This is a genomic window from Vibrio sp. SCSIO 43135 (assembly GCF_023716665.1).
Taxonomy (GTDB): domain Bacteria; phylum Pseudomonadota; class Gammaproteobacteria; order Enterobacterales; family Vibrionaceae; genus Vibrio; species Vibrio paucivorans.
Window position 1 is genome coordinate 672,217 of the sequence record NZ_CP071859.1, and the last position, 17,797, is coordinate 690,013.

Genomic DNA, 17,797 nt, shown 5'->3' on the forward strand with positions numbered 1-17,797 from the left:
CCCTTTTTTAATGTCCGTTATTCGGACCACTGCTTTTTCTTATATTTCCTGCCAACAGGACAAGAACTGAATAAGACTTAGGTTGATGGCTGCTCTACTGCTTCTGTTGAGTCGCTATCTGCAGTTGGTGTTTTACCGGTTTTGCGCTTGTACTTCTCTTCCCAGTAATCAGCACCTTTAATGCCAAGTTTTACAGGGTTGAACGTGTACTCTGTCACGCCTTTCTTCTGTTGTTCTTCATAGTCGGCTAGCGCTTTAAGTGCTGGCTTCGACATGAAGAAAATTATCAGAATACCGACAATGTTTAGCCAAGCCATTAGGCCTACGCCCACATCACCCATCGCCCAAGCGAGATTCGCTGTCTTAACAGTACCGTAGAACACTGCGGCCATAAGTACCAACTTTAGGACGAACATTAAGCCGTTAACTTTGAAGGTACGACGAATATAAGCAATATTTGTCTCTGCAATGTAGTAGTAAGCAAGGATGGTAGTGAATGCAAAGAAGAACAATGCAACAGCAATAAACGGCTTACCAACACCAGGTAGCGCACTTTCGATCGCCATCTGTGTGAAGACTGGACCGTTAGCACTGATTTCAGCACTGATGTTCTGAACTAGGAACGCACCGTCTGCACCACCGTGTACGTTGTATGCACCAGTGATAAGGATCATAAACGCTGTTGCTGAACATACTAGCAGTGTATCGATATAGATTGAGAATGACTGAACCAGACCTTGTTGCGCAGGGTGATCAACGTTTGCTGCTGCAGCTGCGTGAGGACCAGTACCTTGACCTGCTTCGTTAGAGTAAACACCACGTTTAACACCCCAACCAATCGCAGCACCAACACCAGCCATAGGAGTGAATGCATCGCTAATGATCATAGAGAAGATGCGTGGAACTTCACCGATGTTAAGTAGGATGATAACGAACGCAGTGATGATGTACGCAAGCGCCATAAATGGAACGACGATTTGAGTGAAGTTCGCAATACGCTTAACACCACCAAAGATGATGAAACCAAGGATGATTGAAACAACCGTACCAGTGAAGATTTTAGCGAAGCTGAATGTACCGATTGCGGTTTCGATCATCGCACCCGGACCAAATGCTGCTTCTACTGCGTTACCGATGCTGTTTGACTGAACACCAGGTAGTAGCACACCACATGCAAAGATAGTCGCAATTGCGAAGATCCAAGCGTACCACTTCTGACCCATCGCTTTTTCAATGTAGTAAGCTGGACCACCGCGGAATTCGCCTTCGTCTTCTTCTTTATAGATTTGCGCTAGAGTGGATTCTGCGTATGCTGTTGCCGCGCCAAAGAACGCAACAACCCACATCCAGAATACTGCACCTGGGCCACCGAAACCGATAGCGGCAGCAACACCTGCAATGTTACCTGTACCTACACGGCCAGAAAGCGAAACGGCAAGTGCTTGGAAAGATGAAATACCTTTCGATGAACTCTTGCCTGAAAGTAGTAAGCGCCACATTTCGAAAAAGTGACGAATTTGAACGAATCGAGTCATGATCGAATAGAACAAACCAGCACCAAGACACAAATAAATCAGTGCCGGACTCCAGATAATTCCATTCAGAAAATCAACTAATGACTGCATGAGCATTTTCCCTGTTTTGTAGATGTATTGTTTGTTTTCTAGGCGATACATTAACCTTTGTGTAACTCAATTGTTAATGGTTTTATCTATTAGAGCCTAGCGGTGTGATTAAGAGCACAAAACTCCGTCTGGTTGTTAATAATTAGTTCTCTATATTAGTTTTTACTTATTTCTACGATCTTATTTGAATTATTTGATAACTATTAAGGGACTTATACGGTTAACTTATCGGTAGTTGTAATTTATTAATCTCTGAATTAGTTACTCTCAGTAAATTTATATTCCGATTGATTTTTAAGCAGAAAATAGCGCTCACTGATAGCGAGATAAATCTAGGCCATCGATAAGTGGCTGAGTAGCCATTGGGTAGGCTTTCGTTGATTGTGTAATGACTTGGCTTAGCAGCTGCGCTGAACCGCATGCCATGGTCCAGCCCAAAGTGCCGTGACCAGTATTCGTAAACAGGTTTTGGTAGCCTGTTTTGCCAATGATCGGGGTTCCGTCTGGGGTCATAGGCCTAAAGCCTGTCCAGTATTCTGCGTGTTCGAAGTTGGCACTGTGTGGGAAAAGATCTTTGGCGACCATTGAAATCGTGTTTTTGCGTTTTTCTGGAATTGTAGGGTCAAATCCTGCTAGCTCTGCTGTGCCAGCCACGCGGATGCGATCATCGAAACGCGTTAAAGCGACTTTGTAGGTCTCATCCATTACTGTCGAAGTTGGAGCTAACGTAGGGTCGATGATAGACGCAGTCAGTGAGTAACCTTTTACTGGGTAAACCGGAATAGCAATGCCTATTGAAGCAAGCAATGGAGCAGAGTAGCTGCCCATTGCGACGACAAACGCATCGGCATGAAGGGTTTCTTTGTCCGTGATGACGGATGTAATTTTACCTGAGCTGCGGTCTAGGCCTTGAATGGTATGGTCAAACTTAAACTCGACACCTTGCTGTTGCGCTTTCTGAGTGAGTTGCTGACAAAACAATTGGCAATCGCCCGTTTCATCATCTGGCAAATACAGCCCACCTTTGAGTTTATCTATCACTGGCGCTAGACCTGGTTCTTGTTCGAGGCACTGTTGTGGATTGAGCAATTTGAAGCGGGTGTTGGCCTGTTGTAATAAGCGGATGTCTTTTTCGACTGCATCCAATTGCTTCTCAGAACGAAAGACTTGGAGCGTACCGCGTTGGCGACCTTGGTATTCTAACCCCAACTCTTGATTTAATTGCTGCAGACATTCACGGCTATGGTTAGCGACTTTTAACATACGAGACTTATTGACTTCGTAGCGGGTCAGTTGGCAATTGCTAAGCATCTGCATGGCCCAGTTGAGCATTGTGATGTCTACTTTAGGTTGAACTTTTAAAGGAGCATGCTGCTCGAACAGCCAACGGATCGCTTTTTGTGGGATACCTGGAGCTGCCCATGGTGAAGAGTATCCATAAGAGATTTGCCCGGCATTGGCGAAGCTGGTTTCCTGACCACTTTTCGCTTGTCTATCGATAACCACGACCTCATGACCGGCTTTAGATAGATACCATGCGGTGGTTACACCAATCACGCCGCTGCCTAATACTGCAATTTTCATCTTCATGCTCACATTAATGACTTTTGCGTATCGTGCGGGTTTTACATTGTTTTAACAATCGAGAATAATTGTTTACTGCATATAGAATTTCTAAACGCTGGTGAGAGTCATGATCCGAAGTACCTTAGCAACAAGTTTGTCGACGTTTCGTGTGGCGTCTCAATATGCCAGTTTGACTGAGGCTGCGAAGAAAATGCACCTCACTACCGGAGCGGTAAGTCAGCAATTACTTCAGCTAGAGACGTTACTAGGCTTTAGTGTTTTTGAACGCCATTCCCGGGGGATCCGCTTAACGCCGCAAGGAGAAGTTCTCGCTAATGCAGTGAATCAGCACTTTGCGGATATTGAAGCGGTGATCCAATCCCTGCAGCAACCAAGTGGCCAGTCGAAAGAAGTCAAATTGAAACTCACACCGTCTTTAGCGTTTAAATGGTTGGTTCCGAAGCTAGAACAATTCCACCGCCATCACCCTGATATTCAGGTAGTGACTTTTGCAGAAACAGCCATCGTTGATGGAGATGAGAAAGACTATGATCTGGCCATTGATTATGGCTGCTTCCCATATCGCTCCGACAACGCGGAGCTGCTGTTTGAAGAGTCGTTACTGCCAGTTATGAGTGCCGCTTATTGGGAACAGTACAGTGGCATAGAAAGGCAAGATGACGTGGAGCTTAGCGAAGCTTTATGGAGTGACGCGACGTTGTTACATGATGCGATGCCTTGGCAAAATGCACCAAGAGATTATGAGTGGCAGTATTGGTTCGGAAAACATGGCTTAGCACTTGAGACTAATCGTGGTCACTTTTTTAATCGCACAGATATGGCCATGTCTGCCGCGGAGGCAGGAGTCGGTATCGCCTTGGCTCGTAGCCTATTGATAACCAATGAGTTAGAGAAAGGGAAGCTGGTTTCCCCGTTCCCTTCCATTCCAGCCAATGCTGGCTATTTCCTCCTCACGAGAACACAGAACGACAGCACTCGTTCGTTCACTGAGTGGCTCAAATTACAGTTTGATCTGGTGTGAGTTCCATTAATCAGGAAGCTAACCGTCTTGTTTATTTACAGTTAATGATTAATTTGTAATTAGTGTGGCAACTGATCAGTCACCACCTACAATTAGTTATTGAGGGCGGTGCATATGAAATCAGAAAAAGGCCGATGCAGCTATCAAAATCCCGATGGCTGGCGCTGCGATCAACCTTGTGGGGAGTCAGGACTTTGTTATTGGCATGATCCCGCAGTAGATAAAAGCAACGATAACGTAAAACAACAGGTTGAAGAATGGGCCGCAGCGGGTAAACCTTTAGACGGATTTCAGTTGGCAAGAACAAACTTAGTGGACTTAAACCTAGTAAACCGAGGGAATAAAGTCGGCTACTCCTGTCGCAATGTAGATTTCTACCGTGCGGACTTGAGCGAAGCACATTTTTTTGGCTTAGATTTACGCGGTTCATCATTGATGAAGTGCAAGCTTGTGTGCGCAAATTTACACTGCGCACAGCTCAATGACTGCAACTTGCTTGGCGCAGATCTCGCGCGAGCGCGTCTTGAGAATATTCACTGGGGCAGAGCGCTAAAGCAAGAACGTGAAGCTAAACTTGCTGCAAAAGTTGGCGATAGACATAAGGCATCTTCACTGTATCAGGAAGCAGAAGAGGTGTGTCGTAACATCCGTAAGCAGTGCGAGAAGCAGGGCTTATTTGAGACCGCAGGCGAATTCTTTCAAAAGGAAATGCGCTTTAGGCGCTATCAAATGCCACTGTTTAGCTTACGCCGAATCGTGTCCAAAATCGTGGATGTGTTCTGTGGTTATGGCGAGTCACCCGCTCGAGTTGTATTGTTTTCCATCTTTCTAATCTTGGCGTGCGCTATTGCGTACTTTCTACTTGATACGACTTCGTCCAACCCTGTGTATGCTGGCGTTGAAGGTTGGCAATTCTATGCGTTTGAATTTTTTAATGCGGTGTATTTCAGCGTCGTGACCTTTACCACCTTAGGCTATGGCGATATATCCCCAGTAGGAATCGCTCGCTTTATTGCGGCTTTTGAGGCTTTTCTTGGCAGCTTTACGATGGCGTTGTTTGTAGTGGTTTTTGTTAAAAAAATGACTCGCTAATAGACCGTTTTCCATTTCTTCGTCTTTGACTCAAGCAGGCTAAACAGCCTGCTTTTCTGCTTCTATTTATTCACAGAAATTAGGCGCATTTGCGGTGCGATGACTACCCTTTGTATATCTCTTTTAAATTTAATTACTCAAAGGTATGTAATTTTTTTATCTAACGGCAGGTCATGTTAAATGAACTGAGGGCTAACGGCCATAGGCTGAGAATTCATTTAGAGAGGGAATGTGGTGTCTGGAGCAGAACTACAAGAATGGATAACACACGGTGGACATTCACTTACGTGGCTGTTTGTTGGAGTGATCCTACTTTCCTATTTACTTGAAGATCTCGCTATTGTCACCGCCGCGGGATTAGCAGCCCAAGAAGTGATGCCTGCTAGTTGGGCGTTGTTGGCGATTTTTGTCGGCATCGCGACTGGTGATTTAGGCCTCTACTATTTGGGGAGAGGTGCTCGAACTATCAGAGTTCTTCGATATCGCTCTTTGACCAATAAATACTTCAAGCAGGTCAGAAGCTTACTGCATCGCAAGCCGTTCATTAACCTATTCATTATCCGTTTTATACCGGGGATGCGAACCGTTGGGTTTACCTTGAGTGGCTTCTTTTCTATCCCACTGTCACTGTTTTTACTTGCGGTGGTCAGTGCGACATCAATTTGGACTGCTGTTGTATTTGGTGCTGTCTACCAGGTGGGCAGTGTGGATTGGCTGCAAAGTCGAGGCTACCAATGGCTCACGATTCCAGTGGCATTCGGCGTGCTGTTTGCTGCAAACCGTATTTTAAATAAATCACTCACTAGAGGAATTTCATGAAGTCTCACTTAGCTATCTCTGGTATTGAGCAGATACAGTGTATTGAACAGGGAAAGATCAACGCAGGTATGCCTGAGCTGGAAGTTGATACTGAGCGTGCGGTGTCACCGTATGAGTTTTTGCCGAGTTGGTTTTTTTACACGCCTGTTGTCATGCAAAGCTTGTTTCAGGGCGTAAGGCACCGCGATTGGGGGCTACCGTTAATCGCTAATCCGAGTATTAAATTAAGCGGCATGGTCGGTGAATCTAAGCACGATATTCTTAGTTTGGCTGGGGAGTATGCCAAGCAGTGGATTTCTCCTTTCATTACTGTGACTCGAGATTTACGCAATGTTTCACAGCAGCTAGACAGTGCTCTGGAAGCTATGAGTCAGGCTCAGTTGAGTTTTCCTATAGTGGCTAAGCCCGATCTGGGTTGCCGAGGGGCGGGAGTGAAGCTGTTGCAGGATAAAGATCAGCTCGCGAGTTACATTGAATCTTTCCCTCGTGATGCGCGGTTTTTGTTGCAGGAGAAAGCGCCGTATCAGGCTGAAGCCGGCGTGTTTTATGTTCGCTATCCAGAAGATACACGTGGAAAAATCATTTCCATCACACTCAAGTACGCGCCTTCCGTTACCGGAGATGGAGTCAGTACCTTACAGCAGCTTATCGACAACTGTCCGAGAGCAGGGCAGCTATCTCACCTATATTTACCAAGACATGAAGACAAACTTCAGGAAGTACTTGAGTTGGGAGAAGAGTTCCAACTGGCCTTTGCAGGAAGTCACAGCCGAGGTTCTATTTTTCGCAATGGTAACCAGTACATTACCGAAGCGTTGAGCCAAAAGCTCGATGAGATCTTCGATGATCTTGATGGCTTTCATTATGGGCGTTTGGACATCAAGTTCGCCGATATTCACCAGTTTATGCAAGGTGAGGCATTCACGATTCTAGAAATCAATGGCGCGAGTAGTGAGGCTGCCCATATCTGGGACCGTAACACCCCGCTTAGCGAAATATTTTCGACTCTACTTGAACAGTACCGAATCTTGTTTGATATCGGTGCCAGACAAAAACGTCGTGGTCATAAAACACCGTCAATGGCGGCATTGTTGAACGCATGGCGTGAAGAAAAGCTACTGACACAACAGTATCCAGCAACGGATTAAAACCCAATATTGGGTTCGAATAACAAGAAAACAGGGACTTTATATGGTTGCTATTTCGACTTCAGAGCTCTCGAGTGAGCTTGAATTTCACTCTCAAGATTCGGCGATGGTATCGGTGCTTCATGGTGCGATTGAAACATTGCAACAAGGGCGTGATTTCTTACTGACACTGACGGACGAGCAATACTGCTTTATTGCCAAACCGTTGCTAACCAGTTCGATTGGCCAGCATTTTCGTCATTGGCTCGACATTTTCCATGCGCTGTTTCAAAGCCGAGGGGTGATTGATTACAACTTGCGTCGACGTGGTCATGAGGTTGAATCGACCAAGCGCGTTGCACTGCAGGAAATTGATGAATTTATTGCCAAATTACAGCGCCAACCACTGGAAGAGTTGAATCAATCTGTAGTGGTGTTAAGTGAGGTTTCATTAAGCCAATCACATACATGTGCATTGGAGTCGACGTTCGGCCGTGAACTCACTTTTGCAGCTTTGCACGCTAATCATCACTTTGCGATGGCCAAAGTCGCGACCACCTTGCTTGATGTCAAAACGTGCGACGAGTTTGGTTTGGCTCCGGCGACAGCATCATTTATGAGGGAGCAATGATATGTGTTCCGTATCTTGGCTGGTGGACGAAGGTGGCTATCAAGTTTTCTTTAATCGTGATGAGCAAAAAAGCCGCGCATTAGCTTTGCCGCCGACTCAGTTGCAGGTGAGTGGAGTAGAAGTGCTTATGCCGGTCGACCCTGTTGGTAATGGCAGTTGGATCAGTATGAACGAATTCGGTTTATCACTGTGTCTATTGAATAACTACCAAGGTGTTATGCCTTGTCAGTCGTTGAAAACCGAGGCGAGCCACGAAGGCATCTTGTTAGATGGTTCGATTATGCAAGGCAGCCTAGTCAGCAGAGGGTTACTACTTAAGCATCTTTCAAGTTGTGTAAATAGCCAGCAAGTGAAAGAAGCGTTTGTAATGTTGAATTTAAATCAGTTTGCACCCTTTACTCTGCTGGTATTTGATTCACAGCTCAATAGCCAAAACCCTAGCGTACAGGCATTGGAGTGGGATGGTCGACACAGTTCAATCCATAACACCGACTGTCCACTGTTTTCCTCCAGTGTCGATTTAAATGCGGTGAGTGCGTATCGCTTACAGGTATATCAGTCATTGACCAAACAGGGAAAAAGTACGGAAAGCTTACTGGCTTTTCATACTCACCATCATGCCAGTCAGCCACACATGTCGACTTGTATGCACCGAGATGATGCTCAGACGGTGAGCTTTACACATCTCAGAGTCGAGGGAGGCATCCAGCGTATGGCTTATGTGCCGGGCTCACCGTGCGAGAACCTAAATAATCAAACTTTAGAACAACACATTTATCAGCTTAGAGCTGCGACATCTTTAGTGTCGTGAAAGACAAGCTGTGCCCAGAGAAAAGTGAGGGAACGATGAAACAGACTCTTAATTCAATCAAAGTGCTATTGGTGTTTATCGCTTTATTTACCAGTGCATTGTTTACCAGTTCAGTAAGCTATGCAGAGGATGAAATCTATACCGGGATTTTTAGTAATAAGGCGCTTGCTGGCTACGATACGGTTGCTTATTTCACTGAAAACAAACCTGTGAAAGGCAGTTCGAAGTTTCAAACCGAATACAAAGGAGCTGATTGGTATTTTTCTTCTCAGCAGAACTTAGATGCGTTTGTGGCAGAGCCAGAAAAATATGCGCCTCAATATGGGGGGTACTGTGCATGGGCTGTATCGGCTAAAAACGACTTTGCTCCGGGTGACCCTCATGAGTGGTCACTGGTCGACGGTAAGCTATATCTAAATTACGACGACGACATCAAGCAACGTTGGGAACAAGATCGTACATACCATATCACTCAGGCCGACAAAAATTGGCCGAACCTGATCAACTAAAGAGGTCGATATGAAATTTACGCTCAGCAAGCATGGACCGTCAGCTTTTATCGCGTTTGTCTTTATTCAATCGCTGTTCTTTAAGTTTTCAGGTTCCTACGAAACAGATCATATCTTCGGTACGTTGGGTGAATGGTCTGGTCTGGATTGGTTCGGCTCTGCCGGTGGTTACGTCATTGGTGTGGCCGAGTTGATTGCTGCCATTTTATTGTTCACTCGTTTTCATGGCATTGGAGCGGTAATGAGCGCTGGAATTATGACTGGCGCGATCTTTTTTCACCTCTTCACTCCGCTCGGTATTGTGATGCCGGAGTTTAATCAAGCCGGAGAAGTGGTTGGTGATGATGGTGGTTTGCTATTTGGTATGGCGTGTTTGGTTTGGCTGTCGGGGGGATACCTGACGGTGAAAGATATTAGTTCGCCAGCAGGCTCATTGCGCTTGTTAATGACGAGAGGAGTATAAGCATGGTTGAAAGTCCATTTCGTTTACCACGCCACACCCCGTTTGGTTTGGGTGAATCCGTTGTTGAGTGGGCGACAGGCCTTGCAAAACTCGACCACTATTATCAGCAAAGGCCATCGCATCAATCGAGCTTTGAGTTTATGCGCTACACCTTATCGGTGCTCAATATTAACTACCATGTAGCGCAGGGGAGTATCGATAACATCCCCCAAACCGGAGCGACTGTGATTGTTGCCAATCACCCTTTGGGCGCGATAGAAGGGGTGATTCTCGCCGACTTGGTGGGGGCGGTTCGAAAAGATGTGAAAGTATTGGCGAACCAATTGTTAAAGCGTCTTCCCGAAATTGACGAGTTGTTTATCGGCATTGATGTGTTCGATGGCAAGGAAGCGAGACGCACTAATGCCAATGCGGTGAGAGAAGCGCATCGTCATTTAGCCGACGGTGGATTGTTGATTGTATTTCCTGCAGGGGAAGTGTCGACCTATCAAACCGACAGTCAAACTCTCTCTGACATTGAGTGGAGTCAGTCGGTGGCGAAGTTTGTCAAGCGTAGTGAAGCGGTGACTGTACCGATATTTATTAATGGTCAAAACAGTGCATTGTTTTATCAGGCCGGCCGAATTCATCCTTTGCTTCGCACGGCGATGTTAGGTCGGGAGCTACTCAATAAACGTGCTAGCGATATTGCTATTTCGGTAGGCTCTGCGATTCCATACTCTGAAATCAAAGGGTTTGAACAAGACAGGGATATTGTTCATTACCTTCGCTTGAATACTTACTTAATGAGTCCATCTGAGCAATTGGATACCAATGAGCTTTTAGATCATAGTAACCCTTCCTTGTTCGATACTCCGATTATATCTCCATTGCCCAAGCAGGAGTTAGCTAATGAAATCAATCAGCTAGAGTCTACATGCTTATTGTTAGAGCAAGGTGACTTTAGTGTGTACTGTGCTGCAACCCATGAGATTCCGGTCACGATGAGAGAAATTGGCCGCATCAGAGAAGAAAGCTTTCGTGAGGTTGGAGAGGGAAGTGGTCTAGCATGCGATGTTGATGAATACGATCTGCATTATTACCAATTGTTCGTTTGGCATAGCCAAGAGCATGAAATCGTAGGTTCATACCGTATGGGGCTGGTGGATCAACTTATCGAAAAGCATGGCCTAGATGGGCTGTATTCGCGAAGCTTGTTTCAGTATGACCAAGCGTTTATTGATACGTTGGATCAAAGTATTGAATTGGGCCGCTCCGTTGTCGCTAAGAAGTACCAACGTAACCTCAATTCGCTACTGATGCTTTGGAAAGGTATTGCTGCATTTGTGCAACGTCACCCGAAATACACTCATTTATTTGGCCCGGTAAGTATCAGTAACGACTACAGCCATTTGGCTCGTCAGTTGATGGCTGCGACTTTGTCGATTCATCATTACGACAAGGAAAAGGCCACCTTGGTGAAAGCCTCAACGCCATTACGCACATCTGGTAATGTCTTTTGGCAAACCAATTTATTGTCTTCACTGGCTAGTGTGGCTTTGCTGTCAAAAGTGTTAGCTCGAATGGAGCAAGGTAAAGGGTTACCTGTGTTACTACGTCAGTATCTCGGTATGAATGGTAAGTTGGTGTGTTTTAATGTCGACCCAGCATTTAACGATGCTCTAGATGGTCTAATAGTTGTGAACCTAAAATCGGTTCCGGTTAAAACTTTGGGTAAATATATGGGGCGCAAAGAAGCTCAGCAATATTTGGCATCGTTTGAGTGATTTGGACTGACTGATGGGAAAAGGCCAGCGATGTTTGCGCATCTCTGGCCTATTTAATTTTAAGGAGTGAACGGTTATCAAGGCTGATCGATAAACGATAACTCAGCCCAATCTTCCACCATGATTTCGTCGTACTTGAACTGGTTGGAGAAGTGCTCGATCAGGGCGGCGAGATGCTCTCCAGAGTCACACATAGTATTGCAAACAAGATCGGAGCTCACTTGAATAGCGGCACCTTGCGGGGTGGCTTTTGTTGCAATCAGAATAGGTACGACGAATTTGTCGTGGCTGGCTTGGTGGTGCGCTTTTAGAGCATGAGCCAGCTGGCTTGTCGCTGCAACATCGGCGCTGGTATATGAACTGCCGCCGAGCTTCATCTCAATGACGAAGACAATCCCACGATAGAGTACAACTGCGTCGATTTGGCGCTCTAGTGATGGGCAAGGGAAATGCAACAACACATTGCCAGCTAAGTGTGGCAGTTCCGTTAACCAGCGTTGTAAGTGCTCAACTTTTTCGCTTCCCTCCTCTTGGATACCAAATGGTTGTAGAATCTCTGCCGTCGGCTGTTGGCAAAATTGTAGGAGCGGCATGTATGGAGCGGTGTGGGTGGTCATAAGTAAGCTATTCACTGGAAGTTAATCTTTGAAAGTGAGCGGTGTAGAACCGAATGCACAGCAAACTATCTCAAAGGTTTTTTGTTCGCAATGATCAAGCGCTTAACTTGCCGACTCGAACCTGCAAAATTCGATTATGGGTTACTGCAAGCACTTCAAATCGCCAGCCATTATAGTTGATGACGTCGCCTTGCCTTGGCACTTTGCCGACTTTCCAAGTTAGAAAACCATTGAGTGTCTGGAAGCCTTCAATGGCTTCTCCTTCCAATACCTCTTGATGCAGACGATGCTTTAGCTCATGGACAGGAATCAATGCATCCATAATCCAATTCCCATCGAGGTCCTTTTTCGCCCAGCTATATTGAGGAGCACAGCCAAGCTCACCGGCAATAGATTTCAACACATCGTGATAAGTGACCAGCCCTTGCACATCTCCATATTCGTCGACAATGAAGGCCATCTCCGAATTAGAAATTTGCATTTCATTTAGTAAGGTTAATCCTTTTATGGATTCGAGCATGTACCTCGGGCGATTACTGTACTCTGCGATGGTACGCACTGAAAGGTAGGGATGTTGGTCTAGCAGCACTTTTGACGAAATGGTACCTATCAAATTATCCAATCCGCCTCGGCACACAGGCCACACAGAATGTTGGGTGTGACAAAGTCGTTTTAGTGTCTTTTCGATGGGATGGGTGAGATCCAAATAGTCGATGTCGCTGCGCGGGGTCATGAGTGAGCTGGCCATGCGATCATTCAAGTGCAGCAGATTACGGATCATAGTCTGTTCTTGAGGTTCAATAGCGCCGGAAGCGGACCCTTCCGTCACGACCGCAACAATGTCTTCTTCCGTGATGATATCGCTATCTTGGTTCTGCTGGCGTAACAGGTTGAGTAAGGTATCGGTAGAAGCGCTGAGTAGCCAAACAAACGGCGCGAATATTTTAGCTAAAAGATGAATAGGGTAAGCCACAACGACAGCGATTCGTTCTGTGTTGTTTTGCGCACATCGCTTCGGAACCAATTCACCAACCACAATAGCAAAGTAGGTGATACTAATCACAACCAATACCGTCGCCATTGGCTGAGCGATTTCAAGTGGGAGTCCGTGAGTAGATAAATACTGAGCAAGCGGCTGCGAAAAATTGGCTTCGCCGACAATACCACTCAATATGCCAATGGCTGTGATGCCAATCTGAATGGTTGAAAGAAATTGAGTCGGGGACTGTTTCAGCCTTAATGCAGTCCGAGCTAGCGAGCTGTGTTCCGCTTGTTTCTTTAACCGACTGGACTTAGCGGCAACTAAGGCAATTTCAGACATGGCCAACACACCATTTAAGCTGATGAGCCCCACTAGCAATACAATGTCCATTGCGTACTCCACTCAAGTAATTGATTTATTGTCACTGTTTCAGCTTACTGGCTGGCTAGGTGGAAAAAAGTGAACCGCTAGTAAGTTTGAATAAAGGAAGGATGAATTGTTTTAGTGGTGACGATAAAAGCGGTTGCTGTGTGAGTACTTTATTGGGCCCAATAAATATTTTTCTTTGGTGTTCGTCTTTTTCAGAATCTCACCGTCTTAGCTAGTAGAAGATTGATTATTCCATATTGGAAAATCGATACCTTCATCTTGAACTTCAAAGAAAATACACGAGGCCTTTATGTTCCAAGCATTGCCAATGATCGAAGACTCCAGCAACAAATTTATTAAACACGATAGCCAAATGCTCAACCAGATTTACGGTACGGATGATGTGACTCCATATTGGGTAGCGGACATGAGTTTTCCTATTGCTAATCCAATAACCAAAGAGCTATCGCGACTTGTTGAGCGAGAGATGTATTCCTACGAATTTGATTCGCAAAGTGTGTTTTCGGCGATTGCGCAATGGAACCAGTCACGACATGGCCTATCCATGGACACCGACAACTTTGTGCAAGTGCCTGGAGTGCTCAGTGCTATTGCGCTGCTGATCCGAGAGTTTTCTGCGGAAGGTGAAGGCGTGCTGATCCAAACGCCAGTTTATCACCAGTTTCGTCGATTGATTGAATCAGCGGGGAGAAAGGTGGTTAACAACTCACTTAAGCTACAAGATGGCCGCTATGAGATGGATTTCGATGATTTTGAGTCCAAGTTGAAAAATGATGCAGTCAAAATAGTGTTGCTGTGTAACCCGCATAACCCAGTTGGGCGGGTTTGGACTCAGCAAGAGCTGAGAATCATGACGAAGATCGCTAAGCAATACAATGTGCTGGTGATCAGTGATGAAATTCATGCTGACATTGTTTTTAACGGGCATACCTTCAATAGTATTTTGCAGCAGGATTACCACAACACCATTTCGATTATTGGTTCGCCAGCAAAAAACTTTGGTCTTAACAGCATCTCCAATGGTTATATCTATACTGATAACCCTTCGTTACTTAAGCCAATCAAAACCGTTGTGAGCTCGATGGCGTTAGACCATGGCAATGCATTTACCACCTTTGCGACTATTGCTGCCTATAAGAAAGGCCTACCTTGGTTTAACGGATTTTTGGCTTACCTGCAGCAAAGTGTTGATTGGATTGAGCAGTTTGTTGCATTAGAAATTCCACAACTGAAGATGTTCAAACCAGAGGGGACAGGGCAAATTTGGTTTGACTTCTCCACGCTTAAGCTGAGTAGTGAACAGCTTAAGGCGCTATTGGTTGAGCATGCAAAAATGGGGCTGACACCTGGCACATGGTTTGGGGAAAACGATAGTAATTTTTATCGCATGAATATTGCGGTACCTCTAGAAGAGCTACAAGAATCGTTTGCTCGGCTGAAAAAAGCAGTGGAGCGGTGCGATGAAATAGCGACACAGTGCAGCGGCAACGAATCAGCGTCTTCTGGTTGCTGTTGTTAAACCAAGAGTGAGGTTTTGTAGGGCAGTATGAGCTGCCCTTTGTTCAGTTGCGTCGGTCGAAATAGCGAGATAATTCGCATTGTAATAAAAAGTTCACAAAACTCCATCGTACAAGTGGTGTTGGCATACTAGTTCAATCAATTGCGTACATGACTATCAGACGCTTATCTAGGATCTTAGAGAGAATATTGAGACGGGGAGCTTTCAGCCGATAAGAACAGCCGTTTTACGAAAACTTTACCAGTAAAGTTACTGAGCCACTAACTGATTGATCAAATTGAGTATAGTTTTTCCTCATGAACACTCTTAATCATATGGGGTGTAGTTTGCTGAAAATACTGCACTCAGAGCGGGTTTTACAGGTGATGTTTTATTAACCAAACTGTCAGTAGCGCTTCGTTGTTCGTATTGGAGATATGCTATGTGCCCAGTTACATTCTTTAAGCAACCCATAACTCGCTGGCTGAGTCTGTTACTCATACCATTCGCTTTCAGTGCCTTTGCTGCGATTAATCAGCAAGAAGTTGTTCGGCCTGCAACCGTGATATATAAACTTGATGTGAATGCATCGCCGAGTGATTTAAAAGGGCTAAACGGACTGTTAAAAGGACAGGGCTTAGTTTCTGAGCGCACGCTACAGGGTAGTCAAATTACCATCGCCACTTTTGACCATCACGGACGAGAAAAAGCAATAGCCAAAATTCTCAGCCGCAGTGGTTATGTTGCTTTTGCTGAAGCGGACTATGCAATGGAGCCAACGCTACAACCTAATGACCCCAGTTTCGGTAACCAATGGCATCACAACAATGTGAACAGTCAGCAAGCTTGGGATACGACGACAGGGAGCTCTTCTGTCTTGGTCGCGGTGTGTGATACAGGCTTTGATGTCAATCACCCAGATCTTGGTCCGAACCTACGTACCGACTTAGCCTATAACGCGCAGGATGGATCCAACTATATCTATGATGCCAACGGACATGGTACTGGGAGTGCAGGGACGTTAGGCGCGGTTGGTAATAATGGAACGGGCGTTGCCGGTGCCAATTGGGATGTTGATATTATCCCTGTGCGCATCGCAATCAGTGACAATAACAGTTCAGCCTACATATCAACCATGGCCACTTGTATTGAATACGCAGCAGACAATGGCGCTCGTGTTGTGAATTTGAGCTACGGGGGGATTCAATACGAAACTATCAATGCTGCCGCTCAATATCTACGCGATCGTAACGGTTTATTGTTTATGTCGGCCGGTAATAGTGGGCAAGAGCACGCGAGTTACCCAGATTTCACCAGCTTTATTGGTGTAGGGGCAACCGATCGTAATGATAATCGAGCCAGTTTTTCGAGCTGGGGGACATACGTTGATATTACCGCGCCAGGTGTAGAGATCCTGACGACTTACCCAGATAATCGTTACGTTTATTACAGCGGTACCTCTTTTTCATCGCCACTGACTGCTGGTATTGCTGCGTTGATGGTCGCAGCGAATCCCAATTTAACGCCTAGCGATATTGAAAATGGTTTGTTTACTACTGCGGTTGATATTGGTGCTAGTGGAGACGACAACGTATTTGGCCATGGTTTAGCGGATGCCGCAGCGGCGGTTGCGTATGCCGTGAACGCTGGTGGTATGACACCGCCAAGTGCAGACATTGTAGTGAGTGCCAATTCGGTGCCATTTGGTACTCCGGTCGACTTTGATGGCAGCGGCTCTGTCGATACCGATGGCGGCAGCATCGTCTCTTATGATTGGGATCTCGGCGATGGCACGACGTCCAATCAAATCTCTATTGATGACTATGTTTATGGGCAAGCTGGTAGCTTTGAAGTCACTCTCACAGTGACTGATAACGATGGTCTTTCTGACAGCGCGTCCACTACCGTCCAAGTGACGACAGATATACCTAATGCAGTTATTGAAGTAGAGAACCCAGCAAGCAGTTATGGCGTCGGTGAAATGGTTTACTTCAATGGATTAGGCTCTAGTGACTCAGATGGTATTGCATCTTATGAGTGGGGTTTCGGTGATGGCTCTAGCAGTGCCGGAGTGAGCGCTTCCCATGCTTACTCTTCAGTAGGAGACTTTACTGTTGTACTTACAGTAACCGATAACGCCGGTGCTATGAACAGCAGCAATGTTCAAATTTCGGTCGTTGATCAATATGCATTGAATGCTCCAGTAGGGTTAAGTGCCTCGGTTGATGGGCTGAATGTCAGTTTATCTTGGCAAGATAATAATGCTAACGAGACACAGTATATGGTTGAGCGTGGTGTGAAATTCCGTGGCAGAGTGAACTTTGAGGTTATCGCCACACTACCTGCGAATTCAACATCATTCGAAGATTCTGTTCCTGACACAGGGGAATATCGCTATCGTGTGACTGCTAAAAATGCAGTGAATGAAGCGACTTCTGCTACTTTGAGAGTCAGTGTGACCACGGATTCTGGGGATCCAGATCCTGAACCTGGTTCATTAGCCGCACCAAGTAATTTAACCGCATCGAAAAGTGGTAATACAGTGACTCTAACTTGGTCGGATAACTCAGATAGTGAGAGTGGCTTTTACATTGAGCGTGGATTGAAGCGTAAAGGCAAAATCCAGTTTGCCTCTATTGGACAAGTTGGTATGAACGAAACAACGTTTGTGGACGATATGAGCGGCTTATCGAATGGTAACTATGGCTATCGTGTTCGTGCCTTTAATGACACTGAAACTTCGGGCTATAGCAATACGGTCGAGGTGCGTAAAAAGTAATGAAATATAACAATGGGGTAGCGCAAGGCTACCCCATTCTTTACTGTCGATTATCGTACAGTGATGCCATGTTTTCACTT

Annotated in this window: 15 protein-coding genes; 11 read left to right on the forward strand and 4 right to left on the reverse strand. The window is 45.6% G+C overall.

The window, feature by feature from the left end:
- Window positions 1-77 precede the first annotated feature (77 nt).
- Both J4N42_RS03165 and J4N42_RS03170 read right to left on the reverse strand, forming a co-directional pair.
- Window positions 78-1,625 carry an alanine/glycine:cation symporter family protein gene (locus J4N42_RS03165; protein ID WP_252029675.1) on the reverse strand — a complete coding sequence of 516 codons (1,548 nt, stop codon included), beginning with the start codon at window positions 1,623-1,625 and terminating at the stop codon, window positions 78-80.
- 312 nt (window positions 1,626-1,937) lie between these two features.
- The gene (locus J4N42_RS03170) at window positions 1,938-3,209 is read right to left on the reverse strand and encodes a D-amino acid dehydrogenase (protein ID WP_252029676.1); all 1,272 of its coding nucleotides are present in this window, start codon (window positions 3,207-3,209) and stop codon (window positions 1,938-1,940) included.
- Window positions 3,210-3,318: 109 nt separating this feature from the next.
- On the opposite strand from J4N42_RS03170, the gene J4N42_RS03175 reads away from it, so the two are divergent.
- From J4N42_RS03175 to J4N42_RS03215, 9 genes are all read left to right on the forward strand, one after another.
- Entirely contained in the window at window positions 3,319-4,233 is a 915-nt protein-coding gene (locus J4N42_RS03175) for a LysR substrate-binding domain-containing protein (RefSeq protein WP_252029677.1), read from the forward strand.
- Window positions 4,234-4,347: 114 nt separating this feature from the next.
- Window positions 4,348-5,325, forward strand: coding sequence for an ion channel (locus J4N42_RS03180; protein WP_252029678.1), 978 nt, complete (start codon window positions 4,348-4,350; stop codon window positions 5,323-5,325).
- Window positions 5,326-5,559: 234 nt separating this feature from the next.
- Window positions 5,560-6,144, forward strand: coding sequence for a DedA family protein (locus J4N42_RS03185; protein WP_252029679.1), 585 nt, complete (start codon window positions 5,560-5,562; stop codon window positions 6,142-6,144).
- The gene (locus J4N42_RS03190) at window positions 6,141-7,292 is read left to right on the forward strand and encodes an ATP-grasp domain-containing protein (protein WP_252029680.1); all 1,152 of its coding nucleotides are present in this window, start codon (window positions 6,141-6,143) and stop codon (window positions 7,290-7,292) included. The genes J4N42_RS03185 and J4N42_RS03190 overlap by 4 nt, the downstream gene beginning before the upstream one ends.
- Before the next feature lie 106 nt (window positions 7,293-7,398).
- Window positions 7,399-7,902, forward strand: a complete 504-nt coding sequence (locus J4N42_RS03195; protein WP_252030778.1) for a hypothetical protein — start codon at window positions 7,399-7,401, stop codon at window positions 7,900-7,902.
- Window position 7,903: 1 nt separating this feature from the next.
- Entirely contained in the window at window positions 7,904-8,713 is an 810-nt protein-coding gene (locus J4N42_RS03200) for an NRDE family protein (RefSeq protein WP_252029681.1), read from the forward strand.
- A 56-nt stretch (window positions 8,714-8,769) separates the two neighbouring features.
- On the forward strand, window positions 8,770-9,222 hold the full coding sequence (locus J4N42_RS03205) for a YHS domain-containing (seleno)protein (protein WP_503034758.1): 453 nt from the start codon (window positions 8,770-8,772) through the stop codon (window positions 9,220-9,222).
- Window positions 9,223-9,232: 10 nt separating this feature from the next.
- Complete coding sequence (locus tag J4N42_RS03210) at window positions 9,233-9,685, forward strand: hypothetical protein (protein WP_252029683.1); 453 nt, start codon at window positions 9,233-9,235, stop codon at window positions 9,683-9,685.
- A 2-nt stretch (window positions 9,686-9,687) separates the two neighbouring features.
- The gene (locus J4N42_RS03215) at window positions 9,688-11,451 is read left to right on the forward strand and encodes a bifunctional lysophospholipid acyltransferase family protein/GNAT family N-acetyltransferase (protein WP_252029684.1); all 1,764 of its coding nucleotides are present in this window, start codon (window positions 9,688-9,690) and stop codon (window positions 11,449-11,451) included.
- Window positions 11,452-11,528: 77 nt separating this feature from the next.
- On the opposite strand, the gene J4N42_RS03220 is transcribed toward J4N42_RS03215, so the two are convergent.
- Together J4N42_RS03220 and J4N42_RS03225 are read right to left on the reverse strand one after the other, a co-directional pair.
- A complete protein-coding gene (locus J4N42_RS03220) occupies window positions 11,529-12,083 on the reverse strand; it encodes a hypothetical protein (protein WP_252029685.1) in 555 nt (184 codons plus the stop codon).
- A 79-nt stretch (window positions 12,084-12,162) separates the two neighbouring features.
- Window positions 12,163-13,440, reverse strand: coding sequence for a hemolysin family protein (locus tag J4N42_RS03225; protein ID WP_252029686.1), 1,278 nt, complete (start codon window positions 13,438-13,440; stop codon window positions 12,163-12,165).
- A 289-nt stretch (window positions 13,441-13,729) separates the two neighbouring features.
- Between J4N42_RS03225 and J4N42_RS03230 the strand changes: the two genes are divergently transcribed.
- Together J4N42_RS03230 and J4N42_RS03235 are read left to right on the forward strand one after the other, a co-directional pair.
- On the forward strand, window positions 13,730-14,959 hold the full coding sequence (locus J4N42_RS03230; protein WP_252029687.1) for a MalY/PatB family protein: 1,230 nt from the start codon (window positions 13,730-13,732) through the stop codon (window positions 14,957-14,959).
- A 421-nt stretch (window positions 14,960-15,380) separates the two neighbouring features.
- Window positions 15,381-17,717 (forward strand): S8 family serine peptidase, encoded by a 2,337-nt coding sequence (locus tag J4N42_RS03235; protein WP_252029688.1) that lies wholly within the window; start codon window positions 15,381-15,383, stop codon window positions 17,715-17,717.
- The last annotated feature ends 80 nt before the right edge of the window (window positions 17,718-17,797 follow it).